Origin of the sequence: Streptomyces sp. D2-8 (assembly GCF_023184515.1) — a bacterium.
In the GTDB taxonomy this organism is placed as follows: Bacteria; Actinomycetota; Actinomycetes; order Streptomycetales; family Streptomycetaceae; genus Streptomyces.
The window spans coordinates 40,539-58,468 of sequence record NZ_JAAHBP010000014.1 but is presented as its reverse complement, the minus strand read 5'-3'; the positions used below and the strand labels follow the sequence as shown (position 1 = coordinate 58,468).

The 17,930-nt window shown below is 72.0% G+C and carries 14 protein-coding genes; 11 read left to right on the top strand and 3 right to left on the bottom strand.

Going from position 1 to position 17,930, the window contains the following annotated elements:
* Positions 1-50: 50 nt before the first annotated feature.
* The 6 genes from G3I77_RS24225 (at position 51) to G3I77_RS24200 (ending at position 6,228) form a co-directional block, all read left to right on the top strand.
* Positions 51-1,298 carry a spermidine/putrescine ABC transporter substrate-binding protein gene (locus G3I77_RS24225; RefSeq protein WP_248507115.1) on the top strand — a complete coding sequence of 416 codons (1,248 nt, stop codon included), beginning with the start codon at positions 51-53 and terminating at the stop codon, positions 1,296-1,298.
* 5 nt (positions 1,299-1,303) lie between these two features.
* On the top strand, positions 1,304-2,449 hold the full coding sequence (locus tag G3I77_RS24220; protein WP_248507113.1) for an ABC transporter ATP-binding protein: 1,146 nt from the start codon (positions 1,304-1,306) through the stop codon (positions 2,447-2,449).
* Positions 2,449-3,378, top strand: coding sequence for an ABC transporter permease (locus G3I77_RS24215; RefSeq protein WP_248507112.1), 930 nt, complete (start codon positions 2,449-2,451; stop codon positions 3,376-3,378). The genes G3I77_RS24220 and G3I77_RS24215 overlap by 1 nt, the downstream gene beginning before the upstream one ends.
* A complete protein-coding gene (locus G3I77_RS24210) occupies positions 3,379-4,179 on the top strand; it encodes an ABC transporter permease (protein WP_248507111.1) in 801 nt (266 codons plus the stop codon). It abuts the gene before it with no gap.
* Between the two features lie 18 nt (positions 4,180-4,197).
* Complete coding sequence (locus tag G3I77_RS24205) at positions 4,198-5,616, top strand: FAD-binding oxidoreductase (protein ID WP_248507110.1); 1,419 nt, start codon at positions 4,198-4,200, stop codon at positions 5,614-5,616.
* Between the two features lie 141 nt (positions 5,617-5,757).
* On the top strand, positions 5,758-6,228 hold the full coding sequence (locus G3I77_RS24200; protein WP_248507109.1) for a hypothetical protein: 471 nt from the start codon (positions 5,758-5,760) through the stop codon (positions 6,226-6,228).
* On the opposite strand, the gene G3I77_RS24195 is transcribed toward G3I77_RS24200, so the two are convergent.
* The gene (locus G3I77_RS24195; protein WP_248507107.1) at positions 6,210-6,881 is read right to left on the bottom strand and encodes a phosphatase PAP2 family protein; all 672 of its coding nucleotides are present in this window, start codon (positions 6,879-6,881) and stop codon (positions 6,210-6,212) included. The two genes, G3I77_RS24200 and G3I77_RS24195, sit on opposite strands and share 19 nt — an antisense overlap.
* A gap of 55 nt (positions 6,882-6,936) precedes the next feature.
* Between G3I77_RS24195 and G3I77_RS24190 the strand changes: the two genes are divergently transcribed.
* Entirely contained in the window at positions 6,937-7,167 is a 231-nt protein-coding gene (locus G3I77_RS24190) for a hypothetical protein (RefSeq protein WP_248507105.1), read from the top strand.
* Complete coding sequence (locus G3I77_RS24185) at positions 7,164-7,466, top strand: hypothetical protein (RefSeq protein ID WP_308311415.1); 303 nt, start codon at positions 7,164-7,166, stop codon at positions 7,464-7,466. The genes G3I77_RS24190 and G3I77_RS24185 overlap by 4 nt, the downstream gene beginning before the upstream one ends.
* 417 nt (positions 7,467-7,883) lie before the next feature.
* On the opposite strand, the gene gabT is transcribed toward G3I77_RS24185, so the two are convergent.
* On the bottom strand, positions 7,884-9,218 hold the full coding sequence (gene gabT, locus G3I77_RS24175) for a 4-aminobutyrate--2-oxoglutarate transaminase (RefSeq protein ID WP_248507102.1): 1,335 nt from the start codon (positions 9,216-9,218) through the stop codon (positions 7,884-7,886).
* 251 nt (positions 9,219-9,469) lie between these two features.
* On the opposite strand from gabT, the gene G3I77_RS24170 reads away from it, so the two are divergent.
* The 3 genes from G3I77_RS24170 (at position 9,470) to G3I77_RS24160 (ending at position 14,978) form a co-directional block, all read left to right on the top strand.
* The gene (locus G3I77_RS24170; RefSeq protein ID WP_248507100.1) at positions 9,470-11,602 is read left to right on the top strand and encodes an ATP-binding protein; all 2,133 of its coding nucleotides are present in this window, start codon (positions 9,470-9,472) and stop codon (positions 11,600-11,602) included.
* Positions 11,603-11,721: 119 nt separating this feature from the next.
* Positions 11,722-13,395 carry a PucR family transcriptional regulator gene (locus tag G3I77_RS24165; RefSeq protein WP_248507099.1) on the top strand — a complete coding sequence of 558 codons (1,674 nt, stop codon included), beginning with the start codon at positions 11,722-11,724 and terminating at the stop codon, positions 13,393-13,395.
* Positions 13,396-13,532: 137 nt separating this feature from the next.
* The gene (locus G3I77_RS24160) at positions 13,533-14,978 is read left to right on the top strand and encodes an aldehyde dehydrogenase family protein (RefSeq protein WP_248507353.1); all 1,446 of its coding nucleotides are present in this window, start codon (positions 13,533-13,535) and stop codon (positions 14,976-14,978) included.
* A 95-nt stretch (positions 14,979-15,073) separates the two neighbouring features.
* On the opposite strand, the gene G3I77_RS24155 is transcribed toward G3I77_RS24160, so the two are convergent.
* Entirely contained in the window at positions 15,074-17,911 is a 2,838-nt protein-coding gene (locus G3I77_RS24155) for a glycoside hydrolase family 3 C-terminal domain-containing protein (protein WP_248507096.1), read from the bottom strand.
* Positions 17,912-17,930: the final 19 nt, after the last annotated feature.

The window sequence follows — 17,930 nt, the reverse complement described above, 5'->3', positions numbered from 1 at the left end:
GCAGGCCGCCTGACCCGCGGCCGCCCACCCTTCGAAAGGGCACCACGCGCATGGAGCAGTACGAGCCCGACCGCCTGTCCCCGGCCCAAGTGGCCGCCATGCGGCGCAGTTTCACCAACGGCAGGGCCGCCCTCACCCGGCGGTCCCTGCTGCGCGCCTCCGCGGGCGGCGCGCTCGCCGTCGGCGGACTCGGCACGCTGAGCGCCTGCGGCATCCCGGCGGCCGGCCAGTCGAAGGGCGGCGTCTCGGCCGAGGACCACTCGGCCAAGGAGAAGACGGTGAACTTCTCCAACTGGACCGAGTACATGGACGTCGACGACAGCGGCAAGCACCACCCGACGCTGGAGCAGTTCGCCAAGCGCACCGGCATCAAGGTCAAGTACAGCGAGGACATCAACGACAACAACGAGTTCTTCGGCAAGATCAAGCCGCAGCTCGCCGCGGGCCAGGACACCGGCCGCGACCTGATCGTCCTCACCGACTGGCTGGCCGCCCGCCTCATCCGCCTCGGCTGGGTGCAGAAGCTCGACCCGGCCAACCTGCCGCACGCCTACGCCAACCTGTCGGCCCAGTTCCGCAGCCCCGACTGGGACCCCGGCCGCGCCTACTCGTACGTCTGGCAGGGCATCTCGACCGTCATCGCCTACAACAAGAAGGCCCTCGACGGCATCGAGGTGACGTCGATTTCCGACCTGCTGGACAACCCCAAGCTCAAGGGCCGGGTGGGCTTCCTGTCGGAGATGCGCGACAGCATCGGCATGACGCTGCTCGACATGGGCAAGGACCCGGCGGACTTCACCGCCGACGACTACGACGCGGCCATCGCCCGGCTCCAGAAGGCCGTCGACAAGGGCCAGATCCGCCGCTTCACCGGCAACGACTACACCTCGGACCTGACCAGCGGCGACTTCGCCGCCTGCGTCGCCTGGGCCGGGGACGTCGTCCAGCTCAAGGCGGACAGCCCCGACATCGACTTCCTCATCCCGGACAGCGGCTACATGACGTCGACCGACAACCTGCTGATCCCCAACAAGGCCCGTCACAAGACGAACGCCGAGCGGCTCATCGACTTCTACTACGAGCCGAAGGCGGCCGCCGAACTCGCCGCGTACATCAACTACGTGTGTCCCGTCGACGGCGTGAAGGCCGAGCTGGCGAAGATCGACGAGGACGCGGCGAACAACCCGCTGATCATTCCCGACAAGGCCATGGCCGCCAAGTCCCGTGCCTTCCGCTCGCTGAGCTCGAAGGAAGAGACCGAGTTCGAAGCGAAGTTCGCGAAGCTGACGGGGGCGTGACCACCATGACGAACAAGACAGACCCCAGCGGCGACGTCCGCCTCACGGGCATCGGCAAGACGTACGGCGCCTTCACCGCGGTGCACCCCCTCGACCTGACCGTGCCGCAGGGCTCGTTCTTCGCCCTGCTCGGCGCCTCGGGCTGCGGCAAGACCACCACCCTGCGCATGATCGCCGGCCTGGAGGAACCTTCCTCCGGCACCGTCTTCCTGGGCGACCAGGACGTGACGGCCCTGCCGCCGTACAAGCGGCCGGTGAACACCGTCTTCCAGTCGTACGCCCTCTTCCCGCACCTCGACATCTTCGAGAACATCGCCTTCGGCCTGCGCCGGCGCGGTCTGAAGTCGGTGAAGAAGCAGGTCGAGGAGATGCTGGAGCTCGTCCAGCTCGGCGAGCAGGCCCGCAAGAAGCCGCACCAGCTCTCCGGCGGCCAGCAGCAGCGCGTCGCCGTGGCCCGCGCGCTGATCAACCACCCCAAGGTGCTGCTGCTCGACGAGCCGCTCGGCGCCCTCGACCTGAAGCTGCGCCGCCAGATGCAGCTGGAGCTCAAGCGCATCCAGACCGAGGTCGGCATCACCTTCGTGCATGTCACGCACGACCAGGAGGAGGCCATGACGATGGCCGACACGGTCGCCGTGATGAACGCGGGCCGTGTCGAGCAACTGGGCGCGCCGACCGACCTCTACGAGAACCCGCGCACCACGTTCGTCGCCAACTTCCTCGGCACTTCGAACTTCATCGAGGCCGAGGTCGACTCCAAGAGCGGCGAGGAGATCGTGCTGAAGGCGGGCGGCGGCAAGCTCGTCCTGCCCGAGGCGCGCTGTTCCGCGCCCACCACGACCGGCGGCAAGGTGCTGGTCGGCGTCCGCCCGGAGAAGATCTCCCTCACCCACGCGGACGACGCCGGCGAGATACCCGAGGGCCGCAACCGCATCACGGGCCGGATCGCCGACTCCAGCTTCATCGGCGTCTCCACGCAGTACGTCGTCGACAGCCCGGTCTGCTCCGACTTCGAGGTCTACGCCCAGAACATCGACCGCGACCCCCGCCTGGTGCCCGGCGCCGAGGTGGTCCTGCACTGGAACCCGGCCCACACCTTCGGCCTGGACGCGGCCCAGGACGCCGACGCCGGAGTGGAAGAGGCGGTCTGATGTCGACACTCACCGAGGCGCCACCGCCCCTCGCGCCTGGGGCGCCCGAGCCCAAGCCCCCGAAGCGCAGGGGCCGCTGGACACCGTACTGGCTGCTGCTGCCCGGCATCCTCTGGCTGCTGGTGTTCTTCGCGCTGCCGATGATCTACCAGGCCTCCACGTCCGTGCAGACGGGCTCATTGGAGCAGGGCTACAAGGTCACCTGGCACTTCGCCACGTACTGGGACGCGCTGTCCGCGTACTGGCCGCAGTTCGTCCGCTCGGTGCTCTACGCGGGCACGGCGACGATCCTGTGCCTGCTGCTCGGCTACCCGCTGGCGTATCTGATCGCCTTCCGCGCGGGCCGCTGGCGCAACCTGATCATGATCCTGGTGATCGCGCCGTTCTTCACCAGCTTCCTGATCCGCACCCTTGCCTGGAAGACGATCCTCGCGGACGGCGGCCCCGTCGTCGGCGCGCTGAACACGCTGCACGTCCTGGACGTCACCAGCTGGCTCGGCTGGACCGCCGGCGACCGCGTCCTGGCCACCCCGCTCGCGGTGGTGTGCGGTCTGACGTACAACTTCCTGCCGTTCATGATCCTGCCGCTCTACACCTCGCTGGAGCGCATCGACGGACGGCTCCACGAGGCGGCCGGTGACCTGTACGCCCGCCCTTCGACGACCTTCCGCAAGGTCACCTTCCCGCTGTCGATGCCGGGTGTCGTCTCCGGCACGCTGCTGACCTTCATCCCGGCGGCCGGTGACTACGTGAACGCCGATCTGCTCGGCTCCACCGACACCCGCATGGTCGGAAACGTCATCCAGACACAGTTCCTGAGAGTCCTCGACTATCCGACGGCCGCGGCACTCTCCTTCATTCTCATGGCGGCCATTCTGCTCATGGTCACCCTCTACATCCGCAGGTCCGGGACGGAGGATCTGGTCTAAATGCCCTTCGTCAACTGGCTCAAGAGAAATCTCGTCGTTCTGGCGGGACTGCTGACCCTCGGCTATCTGCTCCTGCCGAACGTCATCGTGACGGTGTTTTCCTTCAACAAACCGAAGGGGCGCTTCAACTACGAATGGCAGCAGTTCTCCCTGGACGCCTGGAAGGACCCGTGCGGAGTCTCCGGGCTGTGCGGGTCGCTGTCCCTCAGCCTCCAGATCGCGTTCTGGGCGACGCTCGGCGCCACGCTCCTCGGCACCCTGATCGCCTTCGCCCTGGTCCGCTACCGGTTCCGCGCCCGCGGCGCCGTGAACTCGCTGATCTTCCTGCCGATGGCGATGCCCGAGGTCGTCATGGCCGCCTCGCTGCTCACCCTGTTCCTCAACATGGGCGCCCAGCTGGGCTTCTGGACGATTCTCATCGCCCACATCATGTTCTGCCTGAGTTTCGTGGTCACGGCCGTCAAGGCGCGTGTGATGTCGATGGATCCAAAACTGGAGGAGGCGGCACGGGACCTGTACGCGGGCCCGTTCCAGACCTTCGTCAGGGTCACCCTGCCGATCGCGGCGCCCGGAATCGCGGCGGGCGCGCTGCTCGCCTTCGCCCTCTCCTTCGACGACTTCATCATCACCAATTTCAACGCGGGTTCGACCGTCACCTTCCCCATGTTCGTCTGGGGCTCGGCGCAGCGCGGAACGCCCGTTCAGATCAATGTCATCGGCACGACCATGTTCGTCGTCGCCGTACTGTTCGTCCTGGTTTCCATGGTTGCCGGAAACCGCCGCAACAGGCAGAAGGCATAACCGTAGGGAGTTGAAATCATGGCCCCGAGCGCCATGAATCAGTGGACCCGTTCGCTTTCCGACGCCCAGCCGGTCCCGTACTGGCTGGACGACCCCGGCCGGCCCCGTCCCGAACCCGCCCTCACCACCTCCGAGACCTGCGATCTGCTGGTCGTCGGCGGCGGCTACAGCGGACTGTGGACGGCGCTGATCGCCAAGGAACGCGACCCGCAGCGGGACGTGGTGCTGGTGGAGGGCCGCGAGGTGGGCTGGGCCGCCTCCGGCCGCAACGGCGGATTCTGCGCCGCCTCCCTCACCCACGGCCTGCCCAACGGCCTGGCCCGCTGGCCCGACGAGATCCACACGCTCCAGGAGCTGGGCGACCGCAACCTCGACGCGATCGAGGCCGCCGTCGCCCGGCACTCCCTCGACTGCGACTTCGAACGCACCGGCGAGATCGACGTCGCCACCGAGCCGTACCAGGCGCGCGAACTGCGCGAGTGGCACGAGGAGACGGCCCGCCGGGGCCTGGCCGAAGGCGTCGAGTACCTGGACGCCGATGCCGTCCGCGAGCAGGTGAACTCACCCACCTTCCAGGCGGGCCTGTGGGACCGCAGGGGCGTGGCGATGGTCAACCCGGCAAAGCTCGCCTGGGGCCTGAAGCGGGCGTGCGTGGACCTGGGCGTGCGCGTCTACGAGCACACCCCGGCGCTGAACCTGAAGCCGTACGGCGCGGGCATGGCCGTACGCACCCCCTACGGCCGGATCCGGGCCCGCCGGGTCGCCCTCGGCACCAACATCTTCCCGAACCTGGTCAGACGCGTCCGCTCGTACACCGTCCCGGTCTACGACTACGCGCTCATGACCGAGCCGCTCACCACCGACCAGCTGGCGTCCATCGGCTGGAAGAGCCGCCAGGGCCTCGGCGACAGCGCCAACCAGTTCCACTACTTCCGGCTGTCCGCCGACAACCGCATCCTCTGGGGCGGCTACGACGCGATCTACCCCTACGGCGGCCGCGTCCGCGCCGAGTACGACGACCGCCCCGAGACCTACGCCAAGCTCGCCGGGCACTTCTTCACCTGCTTCCCGCAGCTGGAGGGCGTCCGCTTCAGTCACGCCTGGGGCGGCGCGATCGACACCTGCTCCCGCTTCTCGGCGTTCTTCGGCACCGCCCACCAGAGCAAGGTCGCCTACGCGGCCGGGTATACCGGCCTCGGGGTCGGCGCCACCCGCTTCGGCGCCGAGGTGATGCTGGACCTGCTGGCGGGGGAGCGCACGGAACGCACGGAACTGCACATGGTCCGCAAGAAGCCCCTGCCCTTCCCGCCGGAGCCCTTCGCCTGGACGGGCATCGCCCTCACCAAGTGGTCACTGGCCCGCGCGGACGCCCGGGGCGGCCGCCGCAACCTCTGGCTGCGCACGATGGACCGCCTGGGGCTGGGATTCGACAGCTGACCGACCGGGTGTGATCCGGTTCACTCCAACGAGGTTCCGGAACCCGCGTAATGACCGGGGGGACACCCCCTTCTCCCTCGTGATGCCCTCCGGACGCCCTGCGCGTCCGTGAGGTTCGTGAGAGAGAAGGGGGTCTTTCCGATGACCGGTGCGAAGACGGCGGTCGAGTGGCTCGCATCCGTCGCACCCGATCCCGAGGCCTGCCGCTGGGAGTGGGAGCGCAACCCGCTGGGGGTCGCGCTGCTGCCCGCGGGCAGTGCGTGGGACGTGCTCATCCTGCCCGGCGAACTCGGTTACGCCACGCTCGACGTGCTCACCCGCGTCCTCGACCGGCCGGGCCCCGTGCTCGTCGACTTCGGCGACGCCCGCATGGGGTTCTTCGTTCCGCCGGGCACCGCGGCCCGCTGGCTCGGCACCGGCATCCGTACGGCCGGCGCGGGCACCTGGATCGTCGTGCCGTACCCGGGCCGCTCCTCACCGGGAGGCGTCCGCTGGCTGGTCCCCCCGGACGGCTCGGGCATGCTGACGGACCCGGCCCTGCTGGAACTGGCGATGCACGAGGCGGCGGCGAGGCTGGCGACGGAGAACGACGGTCAGGGCCCTGGTGGTTGAGACCGGCCGGGTGTCGTCACCGTCCGGACGAACAGCCACAGCGACGTCAGCAGGATCACGCACAGGCACCAGCTGGCCACCACGTCCAGTGGCCAGTGGTAGCCACGGCGGACCAGGCCGTAGCTCGCGCCGAGGACCAGGGCGACGCAGAGGGTGATCAGGGCGCGGCGGGCCAGGGTCGTGCGGAGCCGGGGGAGCAGGAGCAGCGTCGCGGAGCCGTAGGCGATGGCGGCGGTGGCGGTGTGGCCCGAGGGGTAGTAGCCGGTGCCGGGCGGGACGGCCGGGGTGCCCGGGCGGTCGGTGAGTTCCTTCAGCGGGACGACCAGCGCCGGGACCAGGGCCATGAGCAGGGCCGCCGCGGCGACGGGCAGCCACCAGCGGTCCGCGCCGACGCGACGCCGGCGTACGGCGACGTACCCGAGCGCGACGGCGAGGACCGGGACCGCGACCTGGATGTTGCCCAGGTCGGCGAGGAGTTCGGAGCAGCGGTCCGGGTTCACGAGGACACGGCTGAGACGCTCGTCGAGCCGGACGAGCGGGCCGTCGGCGACGACCTGCCAGGTGGTCAGGGCGAAGAGGAGGGCCGGAAGGGCGAGCAGGAGGGCGACGCAGCCCGGGAGTGCGGCGCGTTCCCGGTTCGCGGTGATCGGCATGGGGCACAGCTTGGCACGAGCACAGACGCCGACTCGCGGCCCCTGCGGAGGACACGTGAACCAGCCGTCCCACGACGACAGCCTCTTCGACCACTGCCCCTGGCTCTTCGCCGGGCAGGCCTCCGATGGGCAGCGCGCGGCACAGGAGCAGCGGCAGAAGCGGCTGCTCGCGGGGCCCGGGGAGGTGCGCCTGGGCGAGGGCTGTTTCGTGGCGGAGACGGCGGCCGTTCACCCGGACGTCCTGACGCACCCGGCCGGGAGTACGCCTGCAACGTCCTGGACGTGATCCACCCGCTGTGGCTCTGCGCCCGGCAGACCACCCACCGCCGCGAAGAGGCCCGCTCCTGGGCGGCGTCCCAGCTCACCGCCGCCCTGCGCCGCTGGCACCCCGGCCAGGGCTTCGGCTTCGGCCCCGCCCCCGACGGCACCGGTCCGGGGCGCGAACCCGGCCTCCAGGGCACGGAGATGTGGCTCGCGATCATCTGGCTGCTCGCGGACGTTCTCGGCCTGGCCGACGTCCTGGGCTACCGCCCGCGGGGGGTCCACCGCCCCGAGCCCGCGCCTTCCCCACAGAGCCCGGCCTGACCACGACTCACGGCACCGCACAAGGGGGCAGAAATGGAGGTCGGCCGCCACGGAACAGGGGGGGAGTTCCGAGGCGGCCGTCCGGACCGGAACGTCGCGCGCCCCGGGGGGTTTGGGGCGGGCGACTGTCCGATCGGTGAGGAGATCCAGAGCCTCAGGCTCCGGTTGTGTGCGCGAGGGCACGACCAGGTCGAAGCTGGGGAGGCCCCGGCCTGATGTCACCCACAGTCCCCTGTGGGCGGGGTGTATCTCTCATCTGGGTAGAACCTACGACAGGGGCAGGGCGCAGGACAGGCCGCGGAGCCCCCTGTCATCCACCTCGCACACCTTCTTCACACGCTCTGCGCTCGCCGCCCCGGTAGCGGAACCGGGGCGGCTCACCTGCCCCGACGGGGGCTCAGATGCGCGGTGAAGACGTCAGATACGCGCGAAACCCTGCTCGATGATGTCGAGGCCCTCGTTCAGCAGGTCCTCGCCGATCACCAGCGGGGGCAGGAACCGGAGCACGTTGCCGTAGGTGCCACAGGTCAGGACCAGCAGGCCCTCGGCGTGGCACGCCTTGGCCAGTGCGGCGGTCGCCTCCGGGTTCGGCTCCTTGGTGGCGCGGTCCTTGACCAGCTCGATGGCGATCATGGCGCCGCGGCCACGGACGTCGCCGATGATGTCGAACTTCTCGGCCATGGCGGTGAGGCGGGCCTTCATGATCGCCTCGATGTTCCTCGCCTTGGCGTTGAGGTCGAGCTCCTTCATCGTCTCGATCGAGCCGAGCGCACCCGCGCAGGCGACCGGGTTGCCGCCGTAGGTGCCGCCCAGGCCGCCGGCGTGCGCGGCGTCCATGATCTCGGCGCGCCCGGTGACGGCCGCCAGCGGCAGACCGCCGGCGATGCCCTTCGCCGTCGTGATGAGGTCCGGGACGATGCCCTCGTCCTCACATGCGAACCACTGGCCCGTACGGCAGAAGCCGGACTGGATCTCGTCGGCGACGAAGACGATGCCGTGGGCGGAGGCGAACTCGCGGATCGCCGGCAGGAAGCCCTTGGCCGGCTCGATGAAACCGCCCTCGCCGAGCAGCGGCTCGATGATGACCGCGGCGACGTTCTCCGCGCCGACCTGCTTGCTGATCTGGTCGATGGCCTGCGCGGCGGCCTCGGGGCCGGCGTTCTCAGGCCCGGTCGGCCAGCGGTAGCCGTACGCCACCGGCACCCGGTACACCTCGGGCGCGAACGGGCCGAAGCCCTGCTTGTACGGCATGTTCTTCGAGGTCAGCGCCATCGTCAGGTTGGTGCGCCCGTGGTACCCGTGGTCGAACACGACGACGGCCTGCCGCTTCGTGTACGCCCGCGCGATCTTCACGGCGTTCTCGACGGCCTCGGCGCCGGAGTTGAACAGGGCGCTCTTCTTGGCGTGGTCACCGGGGGTCAGCTCGGCGAGCGCCTCGGCGACCTCGACGTAGCCCTCGTAGGGCGTGACCATGAAACAGGTGTGGGTGAAGTCGGCGAGCTGCGCCGACGCCCGGCGTACGACGGCCTCGGCGGAGGCGCCCACGGACGTCACGGCGATGCCCGACCCGAAGTCGATGAGCCGGTTCCCGTCGACGTCCTCGATGATCCCGCCACCGGCACGCGCCGTGAACACGGGCAGCACGGACCCCACGCCCTGCGCGACCGCGGCGGTACGGCGGGCCTGCAGCTCCTGCGACTTCGGACCGGGAATGGCGGTGACGACGCGGCGCTCCTGCGGAAGTGCGGTCATGCGGGGCTCCTGGGGTGGTGCGGATGGTCTTGACGGACGCTTGGCTTCTTTTCTCGCAGGCTAGGGCGGGGGAAGGGGGGTGGGCATGCTCCATGTGGGCGTTGTCGGCGGGGCGCATTGTCCGGGGTGGACATGGCGGTCTCGTGGACCGGTGCCCACGACCCGGCCGCGTAAGCGGTGAACTCCCCAGGAGAGGGCGTTAGATTGGCTCGCTGATGGTGGACGGAGCGGCTGGTCAGGGGGCAAGGGCGATGGACAGCGACGGGACGCAGGACGCGCGGGGTACGCATGCGAGTCCCGTGCCGCGCCCGGCGGGACCTCCGGAGGTGCCCGCGATGCCTCCCCGGCCGCCCCGGGCACCGGCGACGCCGCCGCTGCCGGACGGGTCGGCGTTCCTCACCTGGCTGCGGGCGCCACGCCCCGACGCCGCGCCGGGCGTGTGGCGGTTCGGGCACCGGCCGCGGCCCGCGGAGGAACCCGAGGAGATCCCCACCCGGCAGCTGCTGAGCGGGGCGCTGATCGCCTTCCTCGTGGGATGGCTGATCTGGTCGCTGCTGCAGAACGGGTACCTCGGCACCTGGTGGTGGGTGCCGTTCGACCTGATCGTCCCCGACGCCTGGCGTGGCGGTGACAGCGATCTCGGGGAGACCGGGACGTTCATCGTCTACCAGGGGTACGAGCTGCTCGTCGCCCTGGCGATCATGGTCGGGGCGGCCCGGCTCGGCCGCTGGGGCGAGGTGTGGCGCCGCTTCGTCACCGCCCGCTTCCGCCGGCCGGAGGCCCAGGAGGCCCGCACGACCCCCGAGGACGACCCGGCCCAGTGGAACGAGCTGCGCGCCGCCGGTGCCGCCGACGCCGCCGAGCGGCTCGCCACCGAGGCCCGCTCCGGGCTGATGCGGGACGTCGACCATGCCCGGATCCTCCGTGCCTGGCAGGGCGTGCGCACCGGACGGCACAGCCTCGCCACCTTCAGCGGCGCCGTGCTCAAGGACGGCGCCGCCGCGTGCCTCCATCCCTCCGGGGAGCGCGACCTGCCCGCCCGGCTCGCCCGGCACGACCTCGTCACCGGACAGGTGCGGCTCGGGACCACCGTGGACGACGCCCGCAACCCGTACGCCTACCGCGGCACAGGACTGGCCCTCGGGCCCGACCTGCTCGGCACCTCGCTCGTGGCCGTCGGCCCCGCCGGCTCCGGCAAGACCGGCACCGTCGTCCGCCCCCTCGCCGAATCGCTCTGTCTGCACGCCCTCGCCGGGCGCGCCGCCGTGGTCGTCGTCGGGGCGGCCGGGGCGGGGCTCGGGCCGGCCGACGCGTACGACGTCGTGGTACGGATCGGGAACCAGGAGTCCGAGTACGACCTGGATCTGTACGGGGGCACCACCGACCCGGACGAGGCGGCGGCCGTGCTGGCCGAGGCGCTCGTCGGGGATCTGGCCGACCCGCATCCCGGGAGCGACAGCCGCCGGTCCACCACCGTCCTCGCCCAGCTGCTCGGGCCGTTTCGGGCCGTGCACGGGCGTTTCCCCTCCGTACCGGAGCTGCGGCAGCTGCTGGACGGGGCGCCGGGGCCGTTCGCCGCGCTGCGGCGGGGGCTTGAGGAGGCCGGGCAGGAGTCGCTGCTGCGGGAACTCGACGCCCGGGAGCGGCAGATGGGGCAGCCCGGGGACGTCGGCGGGGTGCTGGGCGATCGCGTCGCGCTGCTCGACCGGCCCGCCTTCGCCGGGTTCTTCGACACCTCCGGGCAGTCCCGGCCCTTCACGCTCAAGGCCCTCGACCACCCGGTGCGGGTGCGCATCGACCTGCCCCAGCGCGGGCACGCCGACGCCTCCAAGATGCTGGCCCGGCTCGTGCTCGCCCAGTTCACGGCGAGTGTCGCCGTACGCGAGGACCGGTCGTTGTTCGCCTGCCTGCTGCTGGACGACGCGACCGGGGTGGTGACGCCCGAGGCCGTGCGGGGCATCCAGCGGCTGCGGTCCGGCAACGCCGGGGTCGTACTCACCCTGCGGACGCTGGACGACGTGGCCCGGCCGCTGCGCGGGCCGCTGCTCGGGGCCACCGGATGCCGGATGGCGCTGTCGGGGCTCACGCCGTGGGACGGGCAGGACTTCGCCGAGGTGTGGGGCAAGGAGTGGACCGAGGCTCGCGACGTCACCGACCGGCAGATCATCGCGGAGACCCCGGCGGGCAAGGCCGTGCACATGCTGCGCCGGGTGATCACCGGCAAGGCCCCGACCGCGCGGGCCGTGACCGTGCGGCAGGTCGAGCGGGAGCGCTGGTCCGCCTCCGAGCTGGCGCACGGCGTGCCGGCGGGCCACGCCGTGCTGTCGCTGACCGACGTCAAGGGCGAGCACGCGCCCCCGCTGCTGGTGGATCTGCGGGGCTGAGCCCTTCCCACCCGTGCGGGTACGCGGGGACCGTACGGTGAGGCAGAATCGTCACAGGTCGTTCATACGCGGCGGCCAAATGACCACAGAGATCACACAGCCCTGACGCAGAAGGCCTCATGCCCCCGACGCTCGCCTCGCTCGTCCACCACTCCGCGCTGAAACTGACCGTGCGGGCGGGCGAGGACCGCCTCGACGTGCCGGTCCGCTGGGCGCACGTCAGTGAGCTCGCCGACCCCGTGCCCTACATGGAGGGCGGGGAGCTGCTGCTGATCACCGCGCTCAAGCTCGACGCCGAGGACCCGGAGGCCATGCGCCGCTACGTCCGGCGGCTGGCCGGAGCCGGCGTGGTCGGGCTCGGCTTCGCCGTCGGCGTCAACTACGACGAGACCCCCGAGGCACTCGTCGACGCGGCCGAGCAGGAGGGCCTGCCGCTCCTGGAGGTGCCGCGCCGCACCCCGTTCCTCGCCATCAGCAAGGCCGTGTCCGCCGCGATCGCCGCCGACCAGTACCGGGCCGTCACCGCCGGGTTCGCCGCCCAGCGCGAGCTGACCCGGCAGGCCCAGACCGGCGGCCCGGAGGGACTGCTGGCGGCACTGGCCTCGCAGGTCGACGGCTGGGCGGCGCTGTACGACGCCTCGGGCGCGGTCGTCGCCACGGCACCGGAGTGGGCGGGGCGGCGCGCCGCGCGGCTCACCGGTGATGTGCAGAAGCTGCGGGACCGCCCCGCGCCCGCCTCCTCCGTGGTCGGCGGGCCGGAGAACGAGGACCGGGTCGAGCTGCACACCATCGGCACCGGCCGGCGCCCCCGGGCGGCCCTCGCCGTGGGCACCGCCGCCGCCCCGGGCACCGCCGAGCGCTACGCCGTCCACTCGGCCGTCGCGCTGCTGACCCTGACCACGGAACGCTCCCGGTCCCTCCAGGCGGCCGAGCAGCGGGTCGGTGCGGCGGTGCTGCGCATGCTGCTGGCCGGGGAGCCCGACCACGCGCGCGCGGTCGCCGGGGACCTGTACGGCGAGCTGCTGGACGCGCCGTTCCGGATGATGGTCGCGGAGCGGGTGCCGGTGTCGGCGTCGGCCGCGCTGGCCCGTGCCGAGGCGCGCAAGGGCGCTCCGCCCGTCGAGCGGACCTCGGCCGCCGCGCTCGCCGCGGCCGAGACCGGCGGTGACCCCCTCGCGGCGCTCGCCGACGTCGTGGAGTCCGCGGCGGCCCGGGCCGGCGAGGCCGTGCTGGTGGTGCCGGAGGGGGAGCGGCTGGTGGTGCTGGCCGCGGACGGCGGCGCCGCCGCGGCGGCCTGCGGGGAGTACGCGGCCGCCCTGGAGTCGGCCCGGGCCGGCATACGCGAGAAGGTGCCGGGCGGCGAGGAGGCCGAACTGGTCGTGGGCCTGTCGGCACCGGCCGGGCCCATCGCCGCGTCCGCCGCGTACAAGCAGGCCGAGCAGGCGCTGTCGGTGGCGCGACGGCGCGGGCGGGTGCTCGTGGAGCACGAGCGGATGGCGGCCGGATCGGTGCTGCCGCTGCTGGCGGACGACGCGGTACGGGCCTTCGCCGACGGCATGCTGCGGCCGCTGTACGAGCACGACGCCACGGGCCGCGGCGACCTCGTCGCCTCCCTGCGCGCCTGGCTGTCCAAGCACGGCCAGTGGGACGCGGCGGCGGCCGAGCTTGGCGTCCACCGGCACACCCTGCGCTACCGCATGCGCCGGGTCGAGGAGATCCTCGGCCGGTCCCTGGACGACCCGGACGTCCGGATGGAGCTGTGGCTGGCCCTGAAGGCGGCCACCACCGAGTAGCCAAACCGTAGTATCCGCGTCCCCCACTGCTACGGCCCGGACAAACGCCCTTCGGCCGCCTCGCGCCTACCGTTGGTCCCGTAGTACGGATCACTCCCGACGCCGAAGGGCCGGAAACCCCTATGCCAAAGAACAATGTGGCGGCCACCCACGCCTTCTGGCTCGCCGGCCGCCAGGCCACCGGCGAGGACACCTTCGACGTCACCTCCCCATGGGACGGGCGGCTCGTCGGCACGGTGAGCGTGCCGACGGACGCGCAGGTCGAGGAGGCCGTGGCCGCCGCGCACGCCGTTCTGGACGAGTTCGCCGCCACCCCCGCCCACGTGCGGGCCGCCGCCCTCGATCACGTCAGCAAGCGCCTGGTCGAGCGCACCGAGGAGATCGCGCGGCTGATCTCCGCCGAGAACGGCAAGCCCCTGAAGTGGGCGCGCGGCGAGGTCGGTCGGGCGGTGTCCGTGTTCCGGTTCGCGGCCGAGGAGGCCCGGCGGTTCAACGGCGGCGAGGCCCAGCGGCTCGACACCGACCTCGGCGGCCAGGGCCGGCTCGCCCTCACCCGCCGCTTCCCGAAGGGCGTCGTGCTCGGCATCGCGCCCTTCAACTTCCCGCTGAACCTGTGCGCCCACAAGATCGCCCCGGCGATCGCCGCCGGCGCCCCGATCATCCTGAAGCCGGCCCCGGCGACCCCGCTGTCCGGCCTGATCATCGGCGACCTGCTGGCCGAGACCGAACTGCCCGCGGGCTCCTGGAGCATCCTGCCCGTCGCCAACGACAAGATGCCCGCCCTCGTGCAGGACGAGCGCCTGCCCGTCATCTCCTTCACGGGCTCCGAGAAGGTCGGCTACGCGATCATGGACTCGGTGCCGCGCAAGCACTGCACCCTGGAGTTGGGCGGCAACGGCGCGGCCGTCGTCCTCGCCGACTGGGCGAGCGACGAGGACCTGGACCGGGCGGCGAACCGCATCGCCACCTTCTCCAACTACCAGGGCGGCCAGTCCTGCATCTCCGTCCAGCGGGTCATCGCCGACGCCTCGGTGTACGACCGGCTGCTGCCGCGCATCGTCGCCGCCGTCGAGGCCCAGGTCACCGGCGACCCGAGCGACGACACGACCGACGTCGGCCCGCTGGTCAGCGAGGACGCCGCCCGGCGCGTCGAGACGTGGGTCCAGGAGGCCGTCGACGCCGGTGCCGCGCTGCTCACCGGCGGCAAGCGCGACGGCGCCTCCTACGCGCCGACCGTCCTGGCCGAGGTCCCGGCCGACGTCACGATCTCCTGCGAGGAGGTCTTCGGGCCGGTCCTCACGGTACAGAAGGCGGACGGCGAGGCCGCGGCCTTCGCCGCCGTCAACGACTCCAAGTACGGCCTCCAGGCGGGCGTGTTCACCCACGACCTGCAGACCGCGTTCCGCGCCCACCGCACCCTCGAGGTCGGCGGCGTGGTCATCGGCGATGTGCCCTCCTACCGCGCCGACCAGATGCCGTACGGCGGCGTCAAGCAGTCCGGCGTGGGCCGCGAGGGCGTGCGGTTCGCCATGGAGGACTACACCTACGAGCGTGTGCTGGTCCTCACCGGCATCGACCTCTAGCTCATGGAAACCATTTTCATATAGTCTGCGAAGGGGCCCGGCACCGATGCCTTCCGGTGCCGGGCCCCTTCTCTGTGCCGGCCTGCTCCGGACCCTCAACCGGAGAAGCCGACGTGCGCGAGCCGCAACGGGCCGCGCAGCCTGAGGTGCACGTCGTGGACGCCCGCGGCGCCGACGGACGCGCCCAGCGAGATGTAGTCGTACGGGCCCGAGGTCGGCGTGGCGGGCGACAGCACCGCGAGTGCCGGGCCGCCGTCGAGGGACAGCTCGACCGTGCCCCGGCCGGCCACCTCCACCGTCACCTCGGCGATGCCCCGCCCGAAGTCACAGGCGCGGTAGACCAGTTCGCCCGGCTCCGTGCCCGCCGGTGTCACCGCGTCGCCCGAGACCTTCGTCCGGTCGACGATCTCGATGCCGCTCTGCTCGTCGAACCCGGCCGCGGCCAGGCCGTTCACGAGGACCGCGCGCGGCAGGGTCGGCTCGCCGTCGAGCGTGACCGCCGTCCGCAGCCGGACGTCCTCGCTGGACGCCCCGGCCAGCAGCTCGTACGCCCCCGGCTCCACGCGCCACCGGTCCTGGGTGACGTCCCAGAACCCGAAGGCGGTCACCGGGACTTCGAAGTCCAGCTCGGCCGACGCCCCCGGGGCGAGGGTGATACGGCGGTGGTCCAGCAGTTCGCGGCGCGGACGCGGCACCGACGCGTCGACGGCCCGGGAGTAGAGCTGGGTCACCTCGTCGGCCGTGACGTCACCGGTGTTGGTGACGGAGAAGGAGACCCGCACCGTCCCGTCCTCGACCCGGGCCGCCAGGTCGCCGTATTCGAACGACGCGTACGACAGGCCGTGCCCGAAGGGGAACAGCGGCGTCCCCTCGAAGTACAGGTACGTCTGGCGGGTGCCGATCACGTCGTAGTCGAGGAGGCCGGGCAGGTCGGCGTCATCGGCGTACCAGGTCTGCGGGAGGCGGCCGGCGGGGGAGACGTCGCCGGCCAGGACGCGGGCCAGGGCGGTGCCGGCCGCCTGGCCGCCGTGTGCGGTCCACAGCACCGCGGGCAGACCGGCCGGGTCGACGGCGTACGGGTAGGCCGAGACCAGCGCCAGCACGGTGGCCGGGTTCGCCGCGCGGGCCGCCCGCAGCAGCCGCTCCTGCTGTTCCGGTAGACGCAGGGTCGTACGGTCCTCGGTCTCGCGGCCGTTGATGTGCGGGTCGTTGCCCGCCACCACCACGACCACGTCGGCCGCCGCGCCGGCACGCGCCACCGCCTCCTCACCGCGCTCGGCGACGACCAGCTCGAAGACCTCGGGATCTTCGTCGGCAACCTTCACGCCGTCGGCGGAGACACACACGTGGCGACCCGTCCCCAGGTGTGTGAGGAGGTGCCCGTTCCCGTGCGGTTCCAGACGGAACGTCTCCTGGACGACCCAGCCGCCCGGCTGGTCGGCGGAGGCGCGGACGCGGCCGTCGTCGGCGACCGAGAGATAGCGGCCGTCGGGCGCGCGCAGGGTCACGACGCCCTCGCCCCAGTCGGCCAGCGCCAGCTCGGTGCCGGTCGCGTCGGTCGTGAGCGCGGGCAGGTCGGTGCGGCCCGCGAGCAGCGCCGGGTCGAGCGCGCCCTCGGCGCCGCGCACCGCGTCGGCGGCCCCCTCGGCCACCGGCACGTGCAGGAACGCGCCCGCGGAGGTCTTCAGCCGGACCCGGTCCACCCCCTCCGCGAACTCCACCCGCTCCGCGCCGAACCGCTCGTACAGGCCCTCCAGCGGGGTCGAGCGGTGGATGAGCGTGCCGCTGTACCAGTCGAGCTTGCACTCGTCGGCGAGCGGCCCGACCACGGCGATCCGAGTGTCGGGGGCGAGCGGCAGCACCCCGTCGTTCTTGAGCAGCACGATCGCCTGCTCGGCGGCCTCCCGGGCGAGGGCGCGGTGCGCCGGGGTGTCGAACTCGCTGGTCGCGTCGTGCGGGTCGTACTCCGGGTCGAACTCGCCGAGCCGGAAACGGACCGAGAGCTGCCGGCGGACGGCCGTGTCGAGGTCGGCCTCGGACAGCAGACCGCGCTCCAGCGCCCCGCGCAGCCGCCCGATCATCTGGGAGGAGTCCGTGCCGTGGTCGGTGAAGCTGTCGACCCCCGCGATCAGGGAGGCGGCGGTGGCCTCCTCATGGGTGTCGAAGTAGCGCTCGGAGTCGACCAGATTGCTCGGCGCACCCGCGTCCGAGCAGACCAGCAGGTCCTCGTCGGTCCAGGTCCGCAGGTGCTCGGACAGATACGGGGAGACGTGGTTGGGGCGGCCGTTGACCAGGTTGTACGCCGGCATCACCCCGGCCACCGCGCCCGCCTCGACGGTCTCGCGGAAGGCCCGCAGATCGTATTCGTGCAGCACGCGCGGGCGCACCGAGCTCGACGTGGTGGAGCGGTCCGTCTCGTTGTTGTGGGCCAGCCAGTGCTTCAGCACGGGCGCGGTGCGCCAGTAGGTGGGGTGGTCGCCGCGCAGACCGTGCGTGTAGGCCGTGGCGATCGCGGAGGTGAGCTTCGGATCCTCCGAGTAGCCCTCCTCGTTGCGGCCCCACAGGGGGTGGCGCAGCAGGTTGACCGTCGGGGCCCACACGTTGAGGCCGACCCGGTCGTCCTTGGCGCGCATCGCCCGGACCTCCTTGGACACCGCGTCGCCGACGCGCCGCACCAGCTCGGGGTTCCAGGTGGCACCGAGGCCGACCGCCTGCGGGAACACCGTCGCCGGGCCCATCCACGCCACGCCGTGCAGGGCCTCCTGGCCGGTGCGGAACGCGGCGACGCCGAGCCGCGGCACGGCGGGTGCGAACTGGTGCAGGAACGCCGGCTTCTCGTCGAGGGTGAGCCGCCCCAGCAGATCGTCGACCCGCTTCGCGAACGGCAGTCGCGGATCACGGAACGGTGCGGTGGGCGGCGTGTGTGCGGTCACGTGTGGATCCCCTTGCGAT